Genomic DNA, 16,591 nt, shown 5'->3' on the forward strand with positions numbered 1-16,591 from the left:
CGCAAGACAGGCACATGCGCGAGGACGGCGGACGCCGCGCGTCCGCCGTCCTCGCGTCCTCATCCCGAGCCATGGCGGTGATCAAGCATGCGAAAGACCCCAACGAAGCGGGACAACGGCCCTGCCTATCTCCTGCTCGCGCCCATATTGATTTTGCTGACGATCTTCGTCGTCATTCCGTTTTTCTATGCGCTCGTCGTGAGCTTCTACGACTGGAGCTTCTATCAGGAATCCGCGTTCGTCGGCGTACGCAACTATTACCTTGTCCTGACGGACGACTTGTTCCTCGAATCGGTCTGGACCGGCCTCAAGTTCGCGCTGATGGTCGTGCCCGCGATGCTGATCCTGGCCTTCCTGTTCGCGAACGTCGTCAAGAACCTGTCGCCCCGGTTCTCCGGCTTCGTCAAGACGTCGATCTACATCCCGACCATCATCTCGGGGATCGTCGCCTCCGTCATCTTCGTCTTCATCTACGACTATACCGCCGGCTTGGCGAACTATATTCTCGGCTGGTTCGGCATGGAGCCGAAGGCCTGGCTGGCGGAGGTGGGCACCGCGCTGCCGAGCATCGCCGTGCCGGCCGTCTGGCTGGGCTTCGGACTCACCGCGCTCATCATGCTGTCCGGCCTGCACGACATTCCGGAGAGCTATTACGAGGCGGCGGCGCTCGAAGGGGCCGGCACTTGGGCCAAGATGCGCCATATCACGATCCCGCTCATGCGCAACGTCATTCTTTATTTGCTCGTCACCGGCTTTACTGCGCAGATCTCGCAGTTCGAGCTGTCGCTCGTCATGACGAACGGAGGTCCGCTCAGCGAGACGGTGACGCCCAACCTGTACATCCTGAATCATTTCCGCAACGACGTGATGGTCGGCAATTCGATCGCCGCCTCGCTCCTGCTATTCGTGGTGCTGGGCAGCATCTCGGCTGTCATTTTCAGAGTGCTCAATTCGGAGAAAGCCGTCGACGGCTGATCCGCGCTACCGCAGAAAGGAGGATGCCTAGCATGCATACACTCACTCGCTTGCAAAAGTCGCTGATCGCGACAATCTCGGCGGTCGTGACGCTGGTCGCGCTTTTCCCGCTGCTATGGGTCGTCATCGCGGGCTTCAAGGAGCGGGCGGAGGTGCTGGCGACGCCGTTCCGCTTTTTCCCGAAGCGCTGGCTCGTGCAAAACTACACGGACATCCTCGGCGACGGGACGTTCCTGAAGTCGATGGCGGTCACGTTCGGCGGCGCCGTCCTGTTCGCCGTGCTCAGCCTCGCCGTCAACTCGGCGGCCGCTTATGTTTTCGCCAGGCTTGATTTCCGGTTCAAGCGGTTCCTCTGGGTGTACGTCATCACCACGATGTTCATTCCCGGCATGGCGATCCTGCTCACCTCCTTTATCGTCGTGAACAAGATGGGCATGCTCGATACGCTATGGGTGCTCGTGCTTCCCGGGGTCGCCTCGGCGGGCCATATGTTTTTTATCCGGCAGTTCTACTTGAACATTCCGCTCGCGCTGGAGGAGGCGGCCCTGATCGACGGGGCCGGACGGATCAAGATCTTCACGGCCGTCTTTCTGCCGATGTCGTTCCCCGTGTTCGTCATCGTCGGGATCGGGTCGTACCTGGGTTACTGGAATTCGTTCGTGTGGCCGACGATGACGATCACCAACCCGAACCTGTTCCAGATCATGCAGTACCTGTACACGTTCCGCTCCGAGCGGGCGACCGAGATGGGGATGCTCATGGCCGGTTCCGCCTTGTCCGCGCTGCCGACGATTATCCTGTTCCTGATCTTCCAGAAGCACATCATCTCGGGCATCAAGATATCCGGGTTGAAATAAGCGGGCGCGCGGAGGCGGCTATCGATGATCGTACTGGAAAATGAACGGCTGCGTCTGGAATTGGGGGAGCGCGACGGCGCGATTCGGGGTCTTCGGGACCTGAGGCGCGGCATCGATTATACGGCGGGAACGAGCGCCGCGCCTGTCGTCGCGTTCCGGGTGGAGACGGACGACGGCTTCGAAGAAGACTTCGAATCGTTCGAATGGTCGTGGACCGGCGAGACGGAAGGGAATGAGGCCGGGGAAACGCAGGGACAGGCGGGGAAAGAGCGCGGCGTCGCGCTCGTCTGGCGGACGTCCGGCGGCGTCACGGTGCGCGCGGAGGTCTCGCTGGAGGCGGAAGCGGAGACGCTCCGTTTTCGCTGCTCGGCGGACAACGCGTCGCAGGGGCGCCTGCACAGCCTGGAATATCCGGTGTTTCCGGATCTCGTCTCGCTGACGGCGGGCGGAGAGCAGGACTATATCGCGCATCCGTTCGCGACCGGCGTCCTCGTGCGCAATCCGATGAAGCATTTCTCGGCGAACGGCGCCGGTCTCCGGTACATGCCGTATCCCGAGAGTTTTTCCGGCGCATCGATGCAGTTTTTCGCCTATTACGGCGCGGGCAGGGGCGGATTGTACTTTGCGGCGCCAGACGGGAACGGGCATCCCAAGTGGCTGAATTTCTACAAAAACGGCGGCGGTCTGCTGGAAGCGTCCTTCATCCACGGATGCGAGGATATCGGCGCGGGCAAGGGTATCGCGCCGCCGTACGAAGTGCAGGCCGCCCTCTTGGACGGAGAGGGCTGGCACGAAGCGGCGGAGCGCTACAGGCAGTGGGCAGAGCGGCAGTTCTGGTGCGCGAAGGGCAAGCTCGCGGACCGCGCGGACGAGGACGGCGCCTGGCTGTTCAGGGACATGGGCGCGGCTACGTTCGGCATCAACGCGGGTGCGGATCGGACGGCTTGGCTGCATGCTTACCACGCGCGCATCGGCACGCCGATGTTCCACGTGCTCGGACCGGACTGGACGAACGCGCCCCAGACGTTCGGCAGCGGCGTGCCGGGGGGCATGGCCGATTGGTTCCCGACCCGCTTCAATCGCGCCAATCTGGACGTCATGAAACAATACGGAGACAAGTACGCGCCCTTCGAGTTCGACTATCTGTACCATTTCGGAGGCGCCGACGGCGAGTTGGGCCGCGCGGCCGCGCAGGTTTTTCCCGACAACAAGAAGAGCATCGATGCGTACCGTTTTCCTTTTCTGTGCCCCGCCCATCCGTACGCGCACGATTTTCACGTGCGGCGGGACGCGGAGCTCGCGCGGACGACCGACGTCGACGCGATCTATTACGATATCTCGGCGAACAACATTCTCAAGGTTTGCATGGACGAAACCCATGGTCATCCGGTCGGCGCAGGGCGCGCGATCGAGGAGGCTTATCGCCGCAACTACGCGGACACGAAGGCCGCCATGGACAGCATCGCAGGCCGGTACGTCCCGATGGGCACGGAAATGATGAACGAGACGATGCTCGGACGCATCGACTTCTACCAGGCGCGCGCGGGCGGCCAGCCGGCCGCGCCGCTGGAGATCTATCCGATGCGCGACCTGCTCAAGAGCGGGGACGCGGAGCTGATCCCCCTGTTTGCCTACGTGTACCACGACTACGGCATCTTGCGCCTTGACGGCTGGGGCAAGCTCGCGCGGGAGATCGGCGATCTGTTCTATTTTACGGTCGCTCGCACGTATCTATGGGGCGGCCTGTACGAGCTCAACTACGAGTACAGCCCGATGGAGTCGCTGGACGGCGCGGAGAACGCGCCGGAGGAGCACTATTATACGTTCGAGCCGAGGGGCTATGCCTTCGATGAATCGCGGGCGGATTACGTCGGCGTCTATGCGCGGCTTCGCGTCGGCGCGGCGAACAAGTACTGGGCGTTCGGTCGGATGCTGCGCCCGCTCGAATTCAAGCCGCCCCGCGTCGCGCTGGACTGGTTTCACTATAACCACGGCACGGAGTCGCCGGAATACAACGACGCGGGCACGCTGACGGTGGACGCCGTCGTTCATTCGGTCTGGCGGTATAAGGAGGAGAGCGTCGGGCTGTTCTTCGCCAACGCGAGCGGCGATCCGCAGCGAGTGAGCGCTGGGATCGATCCCGCCGACTATGGGATGTCGCGTATCGAGGCGTCCTTGCACGGAGCGGAGACCGCGGACGTCCCGCTGCTCGAGCGCGAGCCTGACGGCAGCTTGGCATTCGGGATTCCGGCGCGGGCGCTTCTCCTGATCGAGCTGTCCGGCCCGATTCATCGCGAAGAAGGCGTGGTACGATGAAGGCATTGGTCGGCATAAGGACGTGCCGGGCCGTCGTTTAATCTCGGCTAGCTATATAGTTGCGCTAAGGCGCAGACAGGAGGCCTGCCGTTTGAAGCAGACCGAATTCACTCATTTGTTCGATGGCAGGTTCGTCCGGCAGGTTCTCTGCGATTCGCTCGGAGCGGCGTCGCCCGAGGTGACTGTCGATTCGCATGAAGGGGAAGCGCTGCATTGCACGATGACCTTCACGCTCGGCGCGCCGACCCTGCAGGACGACTGGCGCCTGCGCCTCGAGCCGGCGTTCGAGCCGGATTTTCGCTGGGCGCCGCATCTGACGCCGACGGACCGGCATGTCATCGACCAGCATTGCTTCCGTTCGCCCGCGCTCATCGTCGGGAATCGGCAGCGAACGTTGATCCTGATCCCGGATCTCGATCTGCTCGCAGCGGATGCGCCGGTCAGCTGGTACATGGACCTCGACGCGCCGCGCAATTCGCTGACGCTCGGCATGAGCCGCAGCCGGCCGGAGGAGCATGTGCTGTTCGTCCGGGAGCCGGGAGCCGCTTATCCCGCGGGGACGGTGCGGATCGGCTTTTACCTCATGGCGTTCGAGGATGAGGCGGTCGCGGCGGACCCTTGGCGTCCCGCGCTCGCTTTCCTGTGGCGGCGCTGGGGCGCGGCCCGCATGCGCGCGGGCGCGCCGGAGACGGCGCCGCTGCAGCGATACGTCGAGCGGACGTACGCCTGGGCGTTCGATTACTGGGCGGACGCCGTCTGGCAGCAGTTCGAGCTGAACGGCCGGGAGGTGGGCGCGTGCGCGTTCATCGTCGACGCGAGCCAGAGCCCGAACTTCCCCGGGCAGGCCAACGAGCGGGAGCCTCGCTCGATCTGGAACCAGGCCTGGTTCAGCTCGCTGCGGTCCGCGCAGGGCATGTACCGCCACGCCCGCCGGACCGGGGACGAAGATCTGCTCCGCCGCGCCCGCCTCGCCAAGGAGCTCGCGCTCTCCGCGCCGCGGCGGGACGGCCTTTTCCCGTCGGTCGTCGCGACGGAGATGGAGCGCGTCATGGCATCGGACGGGACCGAGGTGAACCGCTCGCAGAGCTGGGAGGAGGCGTTCTGGGGCAACTCGAACCGCAACCCGCAGCATCCTTGGACGCTAGGCGGCACGATCCGGGAGGCGCCCTATCATATCCTCGACATGAGCTGGACCGCCTTCCTCATGCTGCGATGGTACCGGGAGCTGGAGCCCGACGAACGGCTGCTCGAATACGCCCGATCTTACGCAGAGGCGCTGCTCGCGCTGCAGGATGCCGAAGGATACTTTCCGGCCTGGCTGGACCAAGCGACCCTTCGGCCGCTCCCGGAGCTGGCGCAGTCCCCGGAAGCGTCGATGTCCGTTACGTTCCTGCTGGCGCTGGAGGAGATCTTGCCCGATGCCGGATACAAGGAAGCCGCGCTGCGGGCGATGGACGCCGTGCTCGCTGACATCGTGCCGGAGGGCCGGTGGGAGGACTTCGAGACGTACTGGTCCTGCTGTCCGTACGGCGCGGATTCGCTGCAGGGACGGCGGGTGACGCGCAACGGCATGTTCAAGCAGTGCAACCTGTCCATGTTCTGGACGGCGGAGGCGCTGCTCGCGAGCTGGCAGGCGACCGGCGAGCGGCGCTATCTCGCGGGCGGCGAGCGCTGCCTCGACGAGCTGCTGATGACGCAGGCGTCCTGGCAGCCGCCCTATATCTACGTCGAGGCGCTCGGCGGCTTCGGCGTCATGAACGCGGACGGCGAATGGAACGACGCGCGCCAGAGCCTGTTCGCCGAGCTGATCCTCCGGTACGGCATGGAGCTGGACCGGATCGAATACGTCGAGCGTGGCGTCGCGGCCCTGCGGGCGTCCTTCGTCATGATGTATGCGCCGGAGAACGCGAGGACGAAGGCGCAGTGGGAGCGGGCCTTTCCTTTTTTCGGAGAGGAAGACTTCGGCTTCATGATGGAGAATTACGGGCACGGCGGGCAGACGGGGCCGGACGGCCTGGGGATGGGCGGCTTCACGATCTTCGATTGGGGCAACGGCGCCGCGGCCGAAGCGTACCTGCGCATCCGGGACAGGTTGGGAGACGAGCTCGAGCGGCGTTACGGGCTCTGCTTTTAACGAGGAACGGGGAAAGAGGAAGGAGGTCGGAGGAACACGGTGGATAAGCATACGATCTATCATATCGCCGATCGGGTCGGCATGTCGCCTTCCACGGTATCGCGCGCCCTGTCCGGCCGAGGCTACTGCGGTCCGAAGACGAAGGAGAAGATTCTGGCGGTCGCCAAGGAGCTCGATTATGCCCCGGACAATGCGGCCAAGATGCTCAAGACGGGCCGGACCAACAAGATCATTTTCGCCGTTCCCGACATCTGCAACCCCTTTTACTTCGACATGATCAACGGCATCAACCAGGTGCTGGAGGCGCACGGTTACCTGATGATCCTTTTTTACACGAAGCACAGCCTGCAGGACGAGCTCAAGGCGATCCAGAATTTGCGCGAAAAGGTCGCCGACGGCATGATCATGGTATCCTTCAACTTCTGCGACGACAATATCGGCGCGATCAACGCGACGAACGCGCCCGTCGTGCTCACCAACGCGTACCGTTCTCCGCAGGGCGCCGACCGCTTCGACTTCGTGTACGTCGACACGTACGAAGGCATCCGGCTGGCGACCGCGCATCTGCTGGACCAAGGCATCGAGCGGATCGCTTATCTGGGCGGAAGCTTGAGCGAACAGACCGGCTATCAGCGCTTCTGCGGCTATCGCGAAGCGATGCGGGAGGCGGGCGTGCCCCTCGAAGACGCGTTCATCGCGGAGTCGGACTACACGGAGAAAGGCGGGTACCGGACCGCGCGCGCCTGGTTCCAGGGACCGGATCGGCCGCAGGGCATCGTGGCCGCCAACGACCTCATGGCGATCGGCGTCATGAAGGCGTGCGAGGAGGCCGGCTTGCGCATTCCCGCGGACGTGACCGTCGTCGGGATGGACAATCTCGACATCGCCTCCAGGGTCTACCCCAAGCTGACGTCCGTGGCGATGCGGCAGGAGGAGATCGGGAGGCAGACCGCCGAGGTGCTGATGGGGCGCCTGCAAGGGGACCGGTCGCGCCAGCAGGGCGTGCGACTCGCTCCTGCGCTCGTCGTGCGGGAGTCGAGCCGGCGGGCGGCGGCGGAATAAGGAAGCGGTATCGTCTTATTCAGCATAAAAAAGCGGCACGCCGCCAAGCCGGATCAGATTCCGGGAGGCGGAGGCCGCTCCATATGTTACAGCGCCGGGGCCGAACCGCCGTCGATGTTGACCGCGGTGCCGGACACGTAGGAGGCGGCGCCGGATACAAGGAACGCGATGACGCGCGCCGCTTCGACGGTATCGCCGATGCGGCCGAGCGGGATATTGTGCTTCGGATCGCGCGCGTATTGCTCCCAAGGGATGTCCGGCGCTTCGCGCCGCCACCGGGCTTCGAGCTGGTCGCTGCGGATGAGCCCGATGCAGACGGTATTGACGCGAATGCCGTCCGCGGCCAGATCGCGGCTCAGCGCTTTGGTCAGCGCCAGGCCGGCCGCGCGGCTGACGGAGGTCGGGAGCGAGGATGCGCCGGGCGTCTTGGCGAAGTTGGCCGTGACGTTGACGATGGCGCCCGCGCCGCTGCGCTTCAAGTACGGCAGCGCCGACTGCGTGAAGCGGATCGCGCCGAACAGCTTCAAGTCCAGGTCGTCGCGCCAGACGGACGGCTCGACCTTTTCGAACGGCGCCGCGTTCGACGTCCCTGCGTTGTTGACCAAGATGTCGATGCCGCCGAAGCGCTCCGCCGCTTTGACGACGGCGTATTCCACGTCGCTATCGCTCGTCACGTCGGCGACGATCGCGAGCGGCTCATGCCCCGTTTTCTCCTTGATGAGCGCTTCGGCCTTCTCCAGCTCGTCCGCTCCGCGGGCGACGATGACGACGTTCGCGCCTTCTTCCGCGAGCAGCAGAGCCGTATGTAGCCCGATCCCCTTGCTCCCGCCCGTGACGATCGCGGTCTTGCCTTTCAATCCCAAGTCCATGCCCGTACCTCCTCGTTAACTATGCTTGCGCCGCAGCGCCGTCCGGCTTCCGGTCGAGCGCCGTCCGCAGCACCTTTTCCACCTTGGATAGATGCAAGCCGATCCGCTCCGAAGCCAGGGCGGCCTCGCGCGACGCGATCGCGTCGTAGATGCCCCGGTGCTCCTCCAGCAGCCGGGAGGCCTCGGCCTGCTCCTGATAGAACCACAACTCCCGCGTCCGGCCGATCGTCTCGGACAGCCGCTGCGAGATCGAATCCATGAGCTGGTTCAGCACGGGATTGCCGGAGGCCGCCGCGATCGCTTGGTGAAACGCGAGGTCGGCGCGCTCCCCGCCTTCCGCATCGTCCTCCTGAAGCGCCCGCGCCATCCGAGCCAAGATCTCGCGCAGTCTCGCCAAGTCCTCTTCGCTTCGTTTCACCGCCGCCAGCTCGGCCGTTCCGCGTTCGAGTATTTTGCGCACCTCCAAAATCTCCATCACCGCTTCGGCGCCTTGGGACAGATCGAAGAGGGAGGGCGGCTCGCCGGGAAGCGACTTCGCCACGTACGTTCCGCCGCCGTGCCGCACGTCCAGCCAGCCCATCGCCTTGAGCGCGCTGATCGCCTCCCGGATGGTCGAGCGTCCCACGCCGTAGGCCTCGGCGAGCTTTTCGAGCGAAGGCAGCTTCTGCCCGGGCGCCAGCTCCCCGCGTTCCAGCTGCTGACGAATATGGCGCGAGACGATCTCATGTCCTTTTTGCGTCTCGATCTTGGTCGGTCGCATGTCCAGCGCTCCTTGCGTGTTCGGTATCGTCGGACGGCGTTTGAGGCCGTTGATATGTATTAGCATAAATGATTTATCCCGAAAAGTCTTGGCGCAGGAAACAAAGCGGTTCCGGACGCGGGAACGGCAGGAGGGACGGCAGCTTGCGTTGATTGGCTTCGGCCGCGCCGAAGGCTCGGTTCGCCGGAAACGTACGAAAGAAGCCGCGACGAACCGCCGCGACTTCCGCGAAAGCTTTTATTTTTCTTGTTCTTCGGCGGATTTGCGATGCGTGAACGTCTCCTCGACCGAGTCGACCATTTCTTCCACCGCGCCGCTCACCATGTCCGTGGGCGTGACGTCCTCTTGCCCCTCGGGCGTGGGGGCCGAGGCTTCGGTATAGGATTCGACGTCTCCGTCTTTGCGAATCATAGGAATCCCTCCTTGTTCTTCTTAGTTAAGATTACCCAGACTCGGCCGGCCATACCCAGATAGCGACAAATAAGCGCTGCTTGATCGGGCGAAAGGATCGTTGCCGTCGAAGCGTAACGAGCTGGCGCGTGCAGGATTTCGCGGAAAAGGGGATTTACGAATCGGTTCATTGCCGTTACAATAAAAGTCATCAGATGACCTGAACAATTAGGGGTGAAAAGTAACATGGCGGAAACGGCGCTTGCGTCCAAACTGCGTGCCATTGTCGGCGAACGTTACTATAGAGAGGATATGGAGGCCCGCGTCGCGCATTCCTACGACGGGACGCCGATGCTGCAGGCGCTCCCCGACGGCGTCGTCTACCCGGCTTCGACCGCCGATGTATCGGCTGTCATGAAGGTTCTTGCCGAGCACCGCGTGCCGCTGGTCAGCAGGGGCTCCGGATCGAACCTGTGCGGGGGCACCGTTCCGCTCGAAGGCGGCATCGTCATGGTCATGCACCGCATGAACCGCATTCTCGAGGTCGACCTCGAAAATCTGACGGCTATCGTGCAGCCGGGCCTTATTACGGCCGAGTTCATCGCGCATATCGAGTCGCTCGGGCTGTTCTATCCGCCCGATCCGAGCAGCATGCGCATCTCGACGATCGGCGGCAACATCGCGGAGTGCTCAGGCGGCCTGCGAGGCCTCAAGTACGGCACGACCAAGGACTACGTCATCGGTCTCGAAGCCGTGCTCGCGAGCGGCGAGATCATCCGCACGGGCGGCAAGCTGATGAAGGACGTGGCCGGCTACGACCTGACCAAGCTGCTGGTCGGCTCGGAGGGCACGCTCGCCATCATCACCGAAGCGACGCTGAAGCTCGTGCCGCCGCCGCGCGCCAAGAAGACGATGCTCGCCATGTACCGCGACCTGTATGGCGCGGCGCGCACCGTGTCGCGCATCATCGAGGCGCGGATCATTCCGGCGACGCTCGAGTTCATGGACAATCCGACGATCCGCGTCGTCGACGACTTCGCGAAGCTCGGGCTGCCGCTCGACATGGAGGCGATCCTCCTCATCGAGCAGGACGGCGATCCCGAAGCGGTGGAGCGTGATATCGCCCTGATCGAAGAGATCTGCATCGCGGAGCGCGCGGACCGCGTACAGGTCGCGGCGGACCGCGAGGAGGCGGAGCGTCTGCTGACCGCCCGGCGGAGCGCGTTCACCGCGCTCGCGCGGCTGCGTCCGACGACGATCCTCGAGGACGCGACCGTGCCGCGTTCGAAGATCGCGGACATGGTGCTGCGCATCAACGAGATCGCGCGCAAGTACAACGTCACGATCGCGACGTTCGGCCACGCCGGCGACGGCAATCTGCACCCGACGGCGACGACGGACGCGCGCGACCACGACGAGGTGCACCGCGTCGAGCAGGCGTTCGCCGAAATTTTCGAGGCGTCCATCGCGCTCGGCGGCACGATCACGGGCGAGCACGGCGTGGGCATCGTCAAGGCGCCTTATCTCGAGTGGAAGGTCGGATCCGCGGGCCTCGACATGATGAAGGGCATCAAGCAGGCGTTCGATCCGCACAGGCTGCTTAACCCGGGCAAGCTGTTCGCCAAGGAGACGAGAAAAAGGGTGGTGCTGCAGCATGAGTAGTCCAACCTTCGGCAAGCCGGACATCGCGCATGCGAACCCGCTCGCGCGCACGATGCTGAAGAAGCTCGATTACGACCAGCTCACCAACTGCATGCGCTGCGGCTTCTGTCTCCCGGCTTGTCCGACCTTCCGCGAGACGGGCGTCGAGCCCGAATCGCCTCGCGGCCGGATCGCGCTCATGAAGGCGGTCGTCGACGGCGTGATGGAGCCCGACCAGGCGTTCGAGGACCAGATGAACCACTGCCTCGGCTGCCGCGCGTGCGAGCCGGTCTGCCCGGCCGACGTCAAGTACGGCCAGCTCATCGAGCAGACGCGGGACGCGATCGAGGACCACGCGCATCACGGCGCGGTCGTGAACGGGACGCGCAAGCTGTTTTTCCGCGGCGTATTCCCTCATCAAAATCGAATGAAACTGCTGGGCAAGTCGCTCCGGCTGTACCAGAAGTCCGGCTTGCAAAAAATCGCGCGCGGCACGGGCGTCATGAAGCTGTTCCCCGCCCACATGCGGGAGATGGAGCAGATCTTGCCGGAGGCGGCTTCCAAGGGCGTCGTCGAGCGGATCGGCGAGCGTTACCCGGCCAAGGGCGAACGGATCGCGACGGTCGCTTTGTTCAGGGGCTGCATCATGGACGTGCTGTTCGCCGACACCAACGTGAACACGGTGAAGCTGCTGTCCGAAGCGGGGTTCGACGTCGTGATCCCGAAGACGCAGGGCTGCTGCGGCGCGCTTCACGCGCATAGCGGCGAGATGGACCAGGCGCGCGAGCTGGCCCGCGTCAACGTCAAAGCGTTCAAAGATGCCGGCGTCGACTATATCGTCAGCAATGCAGGCGGGTGCGGCGCGCTGCTCGTCGAGTACGATCACCTGCTGCACGAAGACGAGACCTGGGCGGCGGACGCGGCATGGTTCGCGAAGCGCGTCGTCGATATCAGCACGATCCTGGTGGACAAGGGCCGCGTGCCGGCCTTCGCGGAAGAGGCGGCTGAAGGCGAGGTCCCGGCGGCAGTCGCGGAGACAGCGGCCTCGGCGACGATCACGTACCAGGATTCCTGTCATCTGCGCAATGTCATGAAAGGCTCTACCGCGCCTCGCAAGCTCATGAAGTCGGTGGCCGGGGCGAACTTCTGCGAGATGCGGGAGTCCGATCGCTGCTGCGGTTCGGCTGGCATTTACAACGTTACGCAGCCGGAGATGGCGGGCCAGATTCTCGAGCATAAAATGGAGCATGCCAACGCGACGGGCGCGCAGTATCTGCTGACCAGCAATCCCGGCTGCCTGCTGCAAATGAAGCTCGGCATCGACAAGCACGGCCGGGGCGGCGACATGAAGGCGATGCACATCGTGGACTACTTGTACGAGCGGATCGCGCGTCCCGGCGGCGAGGCGTAAAGAATCGCAGATACAGAAGCGTGCCGTATTTTTGATGAATCAAAGATGTGGCGTGCGTATGGGCGGCCGAACCTATATAATGATAGTTAAACAGTCTAGGAGGTTCGCCGTTGAAGAAGTATAACTTCGTGCGCCCGGTGCTGCTCATCGTGACCGCGCTGCTCGTCAGAAGCATCGTTACCAACGCCTGCTTGCTGCTGGGCATGGAGGCCGAACCGGCGTCCAGCGTCGGCTTCATGGCCATGATCGTCGCCGCCTTCATTATTTTCTCCCGCATGAACAAGCGCCGCCGCAAGCCTTCGGACAAGTGAAGGCGATTCGTCCGCAAGCGACTTTTGACTTATAGATAAGCTCGAGCCTCGAGAGGCTGTTCCGACATGTCATGGCATGATCGGGGCAGCCTTTTTTTGGCGGTCGATGCATGTTTGAAACGCTAAAATAGTTTCGTTTTAAAATTAATTGTAGCGTCATGATGTTAATTATGATAAATTAATGTTACAAAATAACATTGTTAATACAGAGGAGATGCGAAAATGTCGCACAAGTACCGCTTGAACCGGATGTTCAGCGCCCAGGGAAAATGCTTTGACGTCGCGATCGATCACGGCTTTTTCAACGAGCATACGTTTCTGGCGGGCATCGAGGAGATGGACGCCGCCGTCCGCACGATCGTCGAGGCCGGTCCCGACTGCGTGCAGCTCAGCACCGGACAGGCGCGCCGCCTGCAGTCGCTTCCGGGCAAGAAGCCGGGGCTCGTATTGCGCACGGATGCGGCCAACATTTACGGCAGCGTCCTGCCTCGTTTCCTGTTCAGCGAGCTGATCGCAGGCGCGATCGAAGAGGCTGTCCGTCTCGATGCCGTCGCCGTGTGCGTCAACCTGCTGATGCTGCCGGAACAGCCGGAGCTGCACCATCAATGCGTGCGCAACGTGACCGCGCTGAAGGTCGAGTGCGAGCGCTACGGCATGCCGCTCATGGTCGAGCCGCTCGTCATGCTGCCGAACGAAGCGAAGGGCGGCTATATGGTCGACGGCGATCTGAAAAAGATTATGCCGCTCGTCCGTCAGGCGGTCGAGCTAGGCGCCGACGTCATTAAAGCAGATCCGTGCGACGACGTGTCCGAGTATCACCGGGTCATCGAGATCGCTTCCGGCGTTCCGGTTCTCGTCCGCGGCGGCGGCCGCGCGAGCGACGAAGAGATCGTCGCCCGCACCGTGGAGCTCATGAACCAGGGCGCCGCCGGCATCGTCTACGGCCGCAACGTCATCCAGCATCCGAATCCGGCCGGCATGACGTCCGCGCTCATGGCGATCGTACATCAGGGCGCGTCCGAGGACGAGGCGCTCGCGATTCTGAAGGGAGGCCGCGCGTAATGGCGAAGGACAAACGCATCATCCGTTTCGGCGTCATCGGCTGCGGTCTCATGGGGAAGGAGTTCGCCAGCGCCGCCGCGCGGTGGTGCCATCTGACGGACGTGGGCTTCGAGCCGCGCATCGTTGCCGTCTGCGACGCCAATCCGGTTGCGACCGAGTGGTTCGTCGACAATGTGCCGAGCGTCGTCCATGCTTACGGCGATTATCGCGAGCTGCTCGCCAATCCCGACGTAGACGCCGTCTACTGCGCCGTGCCTCATAATCTGCATCAGCAGATTTACGTCGATATCATCCGTTCCGGCAAGCATCTGCTCGGCGAAAAGCCGTTCGGCATCGATCGCGAAGCCAACGCCGCGGTTACCGAGGCGCTCGCCCGGCATCCCGAGGTTATCGTACGGTGCTCGTCGGAATTTCCTTTTTACCCCGGCGCGCAGCAGATCGTAAAATGGGTGAACGAGGGCCGTTTCGGCCGGATCATCGAGGTGGAGGCCGGATTCTGGCATTCGAGCGACCTCGATCCGAACAAGCCGATCAACTGGAAGCGGCGCATCGCGACGAACGGCGAATACGGCTGCATGGGCGATCTCGGCATGCACGTTCTGCATCTGCCGCTTCGCTTCGGCTGGAAGCCGAAGAGCGTGCGCGCATTGCTGTCGAAGATCGTGCCGGAGCGTCCGGACGGCAAGGGCGGCATGGTGCCGTGCGAGACGTGGGACAACGCGATTCTCGCTTGCGACGTCGAGACGGACGGCCAGCGGTTCCCGATGGTGCTGTCCACCAAGCGCATCGCGCCAGGACATGCCAACACTTGGTTTATCCGCATCCAAGGGACGGATTTCTCGGCCGAGTTCACGACCAAAAATCCGAAGCAGGTCGGCTCGCTTCCTTACGAGCCTGGCGCCGCGCAAGCTTGGCACGTCGTGGATGCGCCTTACAAATCGGCCTACGGGACGATTACGGGCGGCATTTTCGAATTCGGGTTTTCCGATTCGATCCTGCAAATGTGGGCGGCCTTCTGCGACGAGCTGGTCAGCCGCGACGGGATGAGCCAGCCGTTCCGCTGCGCGACGCCCGAGGAGGCGTCCGCCAGCCATCTCGTCTTCACCGCGGCGCTCGAGTCGGAGCGCACGGGCAACACGATCGCGATCGACTGGGAGGAATAAACGTGACCGACCGCGCAGCGGACATCGTCGTCGCCGGACACATCTGCCTGGATATCATTCCGGCGCTGCCCTCGCATCCCGAAGGCTTAAGCCAGCTGCTGGCGCCGGGCAAGCTGGTCGAGATCGGGCCGGCCAGTCTGTCGACGGGCGGCGCCGTAGCGAACACGGGGCTCGCCTTGCGGCGGCTCGGCTTCGGCGCGCGTCTCATGGGCAAGATCGGGGACGACGCCTTCGGGCGCTCGATCAAGGAATGCCTCGACGCCTACGGCGCCGGCGCGAGCGACGGGATGATCGTATCGGCGGGCGAGAGCAGCTCCTACACGATCGTCATCAGCCCGCCGGGGATCGATCGCCTGTTCCTTCACGCGACGGGAACTAACGATACGTTCGCCGCTTCCGACGTTTCTTCGGAAGCGCTTGCGGGCACGCGGCTGTTTCACTTCGGCTATCCGCCGCTCATGCGCGGCATGTACGAGCGGGGCGGCGAGGAGCTCGTTCGGCTGCTTGCGCGCGCGAAGGAGGCGGGGGCGACCGTGTCGCTAGATATGGCCAGGCCCGACCCGGCCTCCGACGCGGGACGCGCGGATTGGCCGGCGATTCTCGCCCGGGCGCTGCCGCATGTCGACGTTTTCCTGCCGAGCCTGGAGGAGATTCTGTTCATGCTCCGGCCGGACACGTACCGGGAACTGTCGGCGCGCAGCGGCGGCGAGGAGCTGCTCGGCTTGGCGGACGGTGCGCTGCTGTCTTCGCTCGGCGAGGAGCTGCTGGCCCTTGGCGTCGCGGTAGCCGGCATCAAGCTGGGCGAGCATGGGCTGTACGTCCGCACGGCGGCGGATGCCGCTCGCCTGCAGGCGATGGGCGCCTGCGCGCCGGGCGCGGACGCGATCGGCGACTGGCTGGGGCGCGAACTGCTCGCGCCGTGCTTCGCGGTCGACGTCGAGGGCACGACGGGCGCCGGCGACTGCACGATCGCCGGGCTGCTCGGCGGGCTCGCGAGCGGCTTGACGCTCGAGCGGTCGCTGCTTAGCGCCGTCGGCACGGGCGCGTGCAACGTCGAGCGTGCCGACGCCGTCAGCGGCATTCCGCGCTGGGAGGATCTCCAGCGCCGCATCCACGCCGGCTGGCAGCAGCGGACGCCGGTTCTGGCGCTTCGGGGCTGGACGCGGCTCGCGGAGAGCGGGCTCTGGAGCAGTGCGCGCTAGGTCTGGCGGGAGGCGCGTAGGGGGAGCCAGCTCGGTTGGGAGATAAGGCGCAAATGCGCTTATCTGACGGTGGCGGCAGCCTCATCTGGTTGAGATAGGGTGCAAATGCACCTATCCGCGGGAGACGGCAACCTGATCTGGCCGAGATAAGGTGCAAATGCGTCTATCGGACGGTGGCGGCAGCCTGATCTGGCTGAGATAAGGTGCAAATGCGCTTATCGGCGGGAGCTGGCAGTCTGATCTGGCCGAGATAAGGTGCAAATGCACCTATTGGCACTGAGTTACACGGTTTTACCGCGCAACTGGCGCTCGCAGCCCGAGGTTTGCCCGGAGTTACGCGATTTTACCGCGCAACTGGCACTCGCAGCCCGCGTTTTGCCCGGAGTTACACGGTTTTACCCCGCAACTGCGGTGCCGGCAGCCTCATCTAACCGAGAT

General features: G+C 63.9%; 14 protein-coding genes. 11 read left to right on the forward strand and 3 right to left on the reverse strand.

All coding sequences use genetic code 11. The annotated features are described in order from the left end of the window. Positions 1–87: 87 nt before the first annotated feature. From BM235_RS09195 to BM235_RS09215, 5 genes are all read left to right on the forward strand, one after another. A complete protein-coding gene (locus tag BM235_RS09195) occupies positions 88–975 on the forward strand; it encodes a carbohydrate ABC transporter permease (RefSeq protein ID WP_090111891.1) in 888 nt (295 codons plus the stop codon). Between the two features lie 32 nt (positions 976–1,007). After that, positions 1,008–1,832 carry a carbohydrate ABC transporter permease gene (locus tag BM235_RS09200; protein WP_090111893.1) on the forward strand — a complete coding sequence of 275 codons (825 nt, stop codon included), beginning with the start codon at positions 1,008–1,010 and terminating at the stop codon, positions 1,830–1,832. Between the two features lie 24 nt (positions 1,833–1,856). After that, positions 1,857–4,148, forward strand: coding sequence for a DUF6259 domain-containing protein (locus tag BM235_RS09205; RefSeq protein ID WP_090111895.1), 2,292 nt, complete (start codon positions 1,857–1,859; stop codon positions 4,146–4,148). Positions 4,149–4,239: 91 nt separating this feature from the next. Next, positions 4,240–6,282: a glycoside hydrolase family protein gene (locus BM235_RS09210; protein ID WP_090111897.1), complete on the forward strand. Its 2,043-nt coding sequence runs from the start codon at positions 4,240–4,242 to the stop codon at positions 6,280–6,282. A 39-nt stretch (positions 6,283–6,321) separates the two neighbouring features. Further along, on the forward strand, positions 6,322–7,344 hold the full coding sequence (locus tag BM235_RS09215; protein ID WP_090111899.1) for a LacI family DNA-binding transcriptional regulator: 1,023 nt from the start codon (positions 6,322–6,324) through the stop codon (positions 7,342–7,344). 86 nt (positions 7,345–7,430) lie between these two features. On the opposite strand, the gene BM235_RS09220 is transcribed toward BM235_RS09215, so the two are convergent. From BM235_RS09220 to BM235_RS32000, 3 genes are all read right to left on the reverse strand, one after another. Continuing rightward, positions 7,431–8,213 (reverse strand): SDR family NAD(P)-dependent oxidoreductase, encoded by a 783-nt coding sequence (locus BM235_RS09220; RefSeq protein WP_090111901.1) that lies wholly within the window; start codon positions 8,211–8,213, stop codon positions 7,431–7,433. Between the two features lie 19 nt (positions 8,214–8,232). Next, positions 8,233–8,973 (reverse strand): FadR/GntR family transcriptional regulator, encoded by a 741-nt coding sequence (locus BM235_RS09225; RefSeq protein WP_090111903.1) that lies wholly within the window; start codon positions 8,971–8,973, stop codon positions 8,233–8,235. Positions 8,974–9,210: 237 nt separating this feature from the next. Further along, positions 9,211–9,384, reverse strand: a complete 174-nt coding sequence (locus BM235_RS32000; RefSeq protein ID WP_158543710.1) for a hypothetical protein — start codon at positions 9,382–9,384, stop codon at positions 9,211–9,213. A gap of 225 nt (positions 9,385–9,609) precedes the next feature. On the opposite strand from BM235_RS32000, the gene BM235_RS09230 reads away from it, so the two are divergent. The 6 genes from BM235_RS09230 to BM235_RS09255 all read left to right on the forward strand — a co-directional run bounded on the left by BM235_RS09230 (position 9,610) and on the right by BM235_RS09255 (position 16,153). Next, positions 9,610–11,025 (forward strand): FAD-linked oxidase C-terminal domain-containing protein, encoded by a 1,416-nt coding sequence (locus BM235_RS09230; RefSeq protein WP_090111905.1) that lies wholly within the window; start codon positions 9,610–9,612, stop codon positions 11,023–11,025. Further along, a complete protein-coding gene (locus BM235_RS09235; RefSeq protein WP_090111907.1) occupies positions 11,018–12,415 on the forward strand; it encodes a (Fe-S)-binding protein in 1,398 nt (465 codons plus the stop codon). The genes BM235_RS09230 and BM235_RS09235 overlap by 8 nt, the downstream gene beginning before the upstream one ends. Positions 12,416–12,525: 110 nt before the next feature. Beyond that, positions 12,526–12,726, forward strand: a complete 201-nt coding sequence (locus tag BM235_RS09240; RefSeq protein ID WP_090111908.1) for a hypothetical protein — start codon at positions 12,526–12,528, stop codon at positions 12,724–12,726. 222 nt (positions 12,727–12,948) lie between these two features. Beyond that, positions 12,949–13,788, forward strand: coding sequence for a class I fructose-bisphosphate aldolase (locus BM235_RS09245; protein ID WP_090111910.1), 840 nt, complete (start codon positions 12,949–12,951; stop codon positions 13,786–13,788). Then, a complete protein-coding gene (locus tag BM235_RS09250; RefSeq protein ID WP_090111913.1) occupies positions 13,788–14,951 on the forward strand; it encodes a Gfo/Idh/MocA family protein in 1,164 nt (387 codons plus the stop codon). Before BM235_RS09245 ends, BM235_RS09250 begins: the two co-directional genes overlap by 1 nt. Before the next feature lie 2 nt (positions 14,952–14,953). Then, entirely contained in the window at positions 14,954–16,153 is a 1,200-nt protein-coding gene (locus BM235_RS09255) for a carbohydrate kinase family protein (protein WP_255374256.1), read from the forward strand. Positions 16,154–16,591 lie beyond the last annotated feature (438 nt).

Source organism: Cohnella sp. OV330 (genome assembly GCF_900112065.1).
Lineage (GTDB): Bacteria > Bacillota > Bacilli > Paenibacillales > Paenibacillaceae > Cohnella.

What these genes read in the sequence shown, in the direction of transcription:
- BM235_RS09195 (WP_090111891.1), top strand. Translation starts at nt 88, where the DNA reads ATGCGAAAGACCCCAACGAAGCGGGACAACGGCCCTGCCTATCTCCTG.
- BM235_RS09200 (WP_090111893.1), top strand. Translation starts at nt 1,008, where the DNA reads ATGCATACACTCACTCGCTTGCAAAAGTCGCTGATCGCGACAATCTCG.
- BM235_RS09205 (WP_090111895.1), top strand. Translation starts at nt 1,857, where the DNA reads ATGATCGTACTGGAAAATGAACGGCTGCGTCTGGAATTGGGGGAGCGC.
- BM235_RS09220 (WP_090111901.1), bottom strand. Translation starts at nt 8,213, where the DNA reads ATGGACTTGGGATTGAAAGGCAAGACCGCGATCGTCACGGGCGGGAGC.
- BM235_RS09225 (WP_090111903.1), bottom strand. Translation starts at nt 8,973, where the DNA reads ATGCGACCGACCAAGATCGAGACGCAAAAAGGACATGAGATCGTCTCG.
- BM235_RS32000 (WP_158543710.1), bottom strand. Translation starts at nt 9,384, where the DNA reads ATGATTCGCAAAGACGGAGACGTCGAATCCTATACCGAAGCCTCGGCC.
- BM235_RS09230 (WP_090111905.1), top strand. Translation starts at nt 9,610, where the DNA reads ATGGCGGAAACGGCGCTTGCGTCCAAACTGCGTGCCATTGTCGGCGAA.
- BM235_RS09235 (WP_090111907.1), top strand. Translation starts at nt 11,018, where the DNA reads ATGAGTAGTCCAACCTTCGGCAAGCCGGACATCGCGCATGCGAACCCG.
- BM235_RS09245 (WP_090111910.1), top strand. Translation starts at nt 12,949, where the DNA reads ATGTCGCACAAGTACCGCTTGAACCGGATGTTCAGCGCCCAGGGAAAA.
- BM235_RS09250 (WP_090111913.1), top strand. Translation starts at nt 13,788, where the DNA reads ATGGCGAAGGACAAACGCATCATCCGTTTCGGCGTCATCGGCTGCGGT.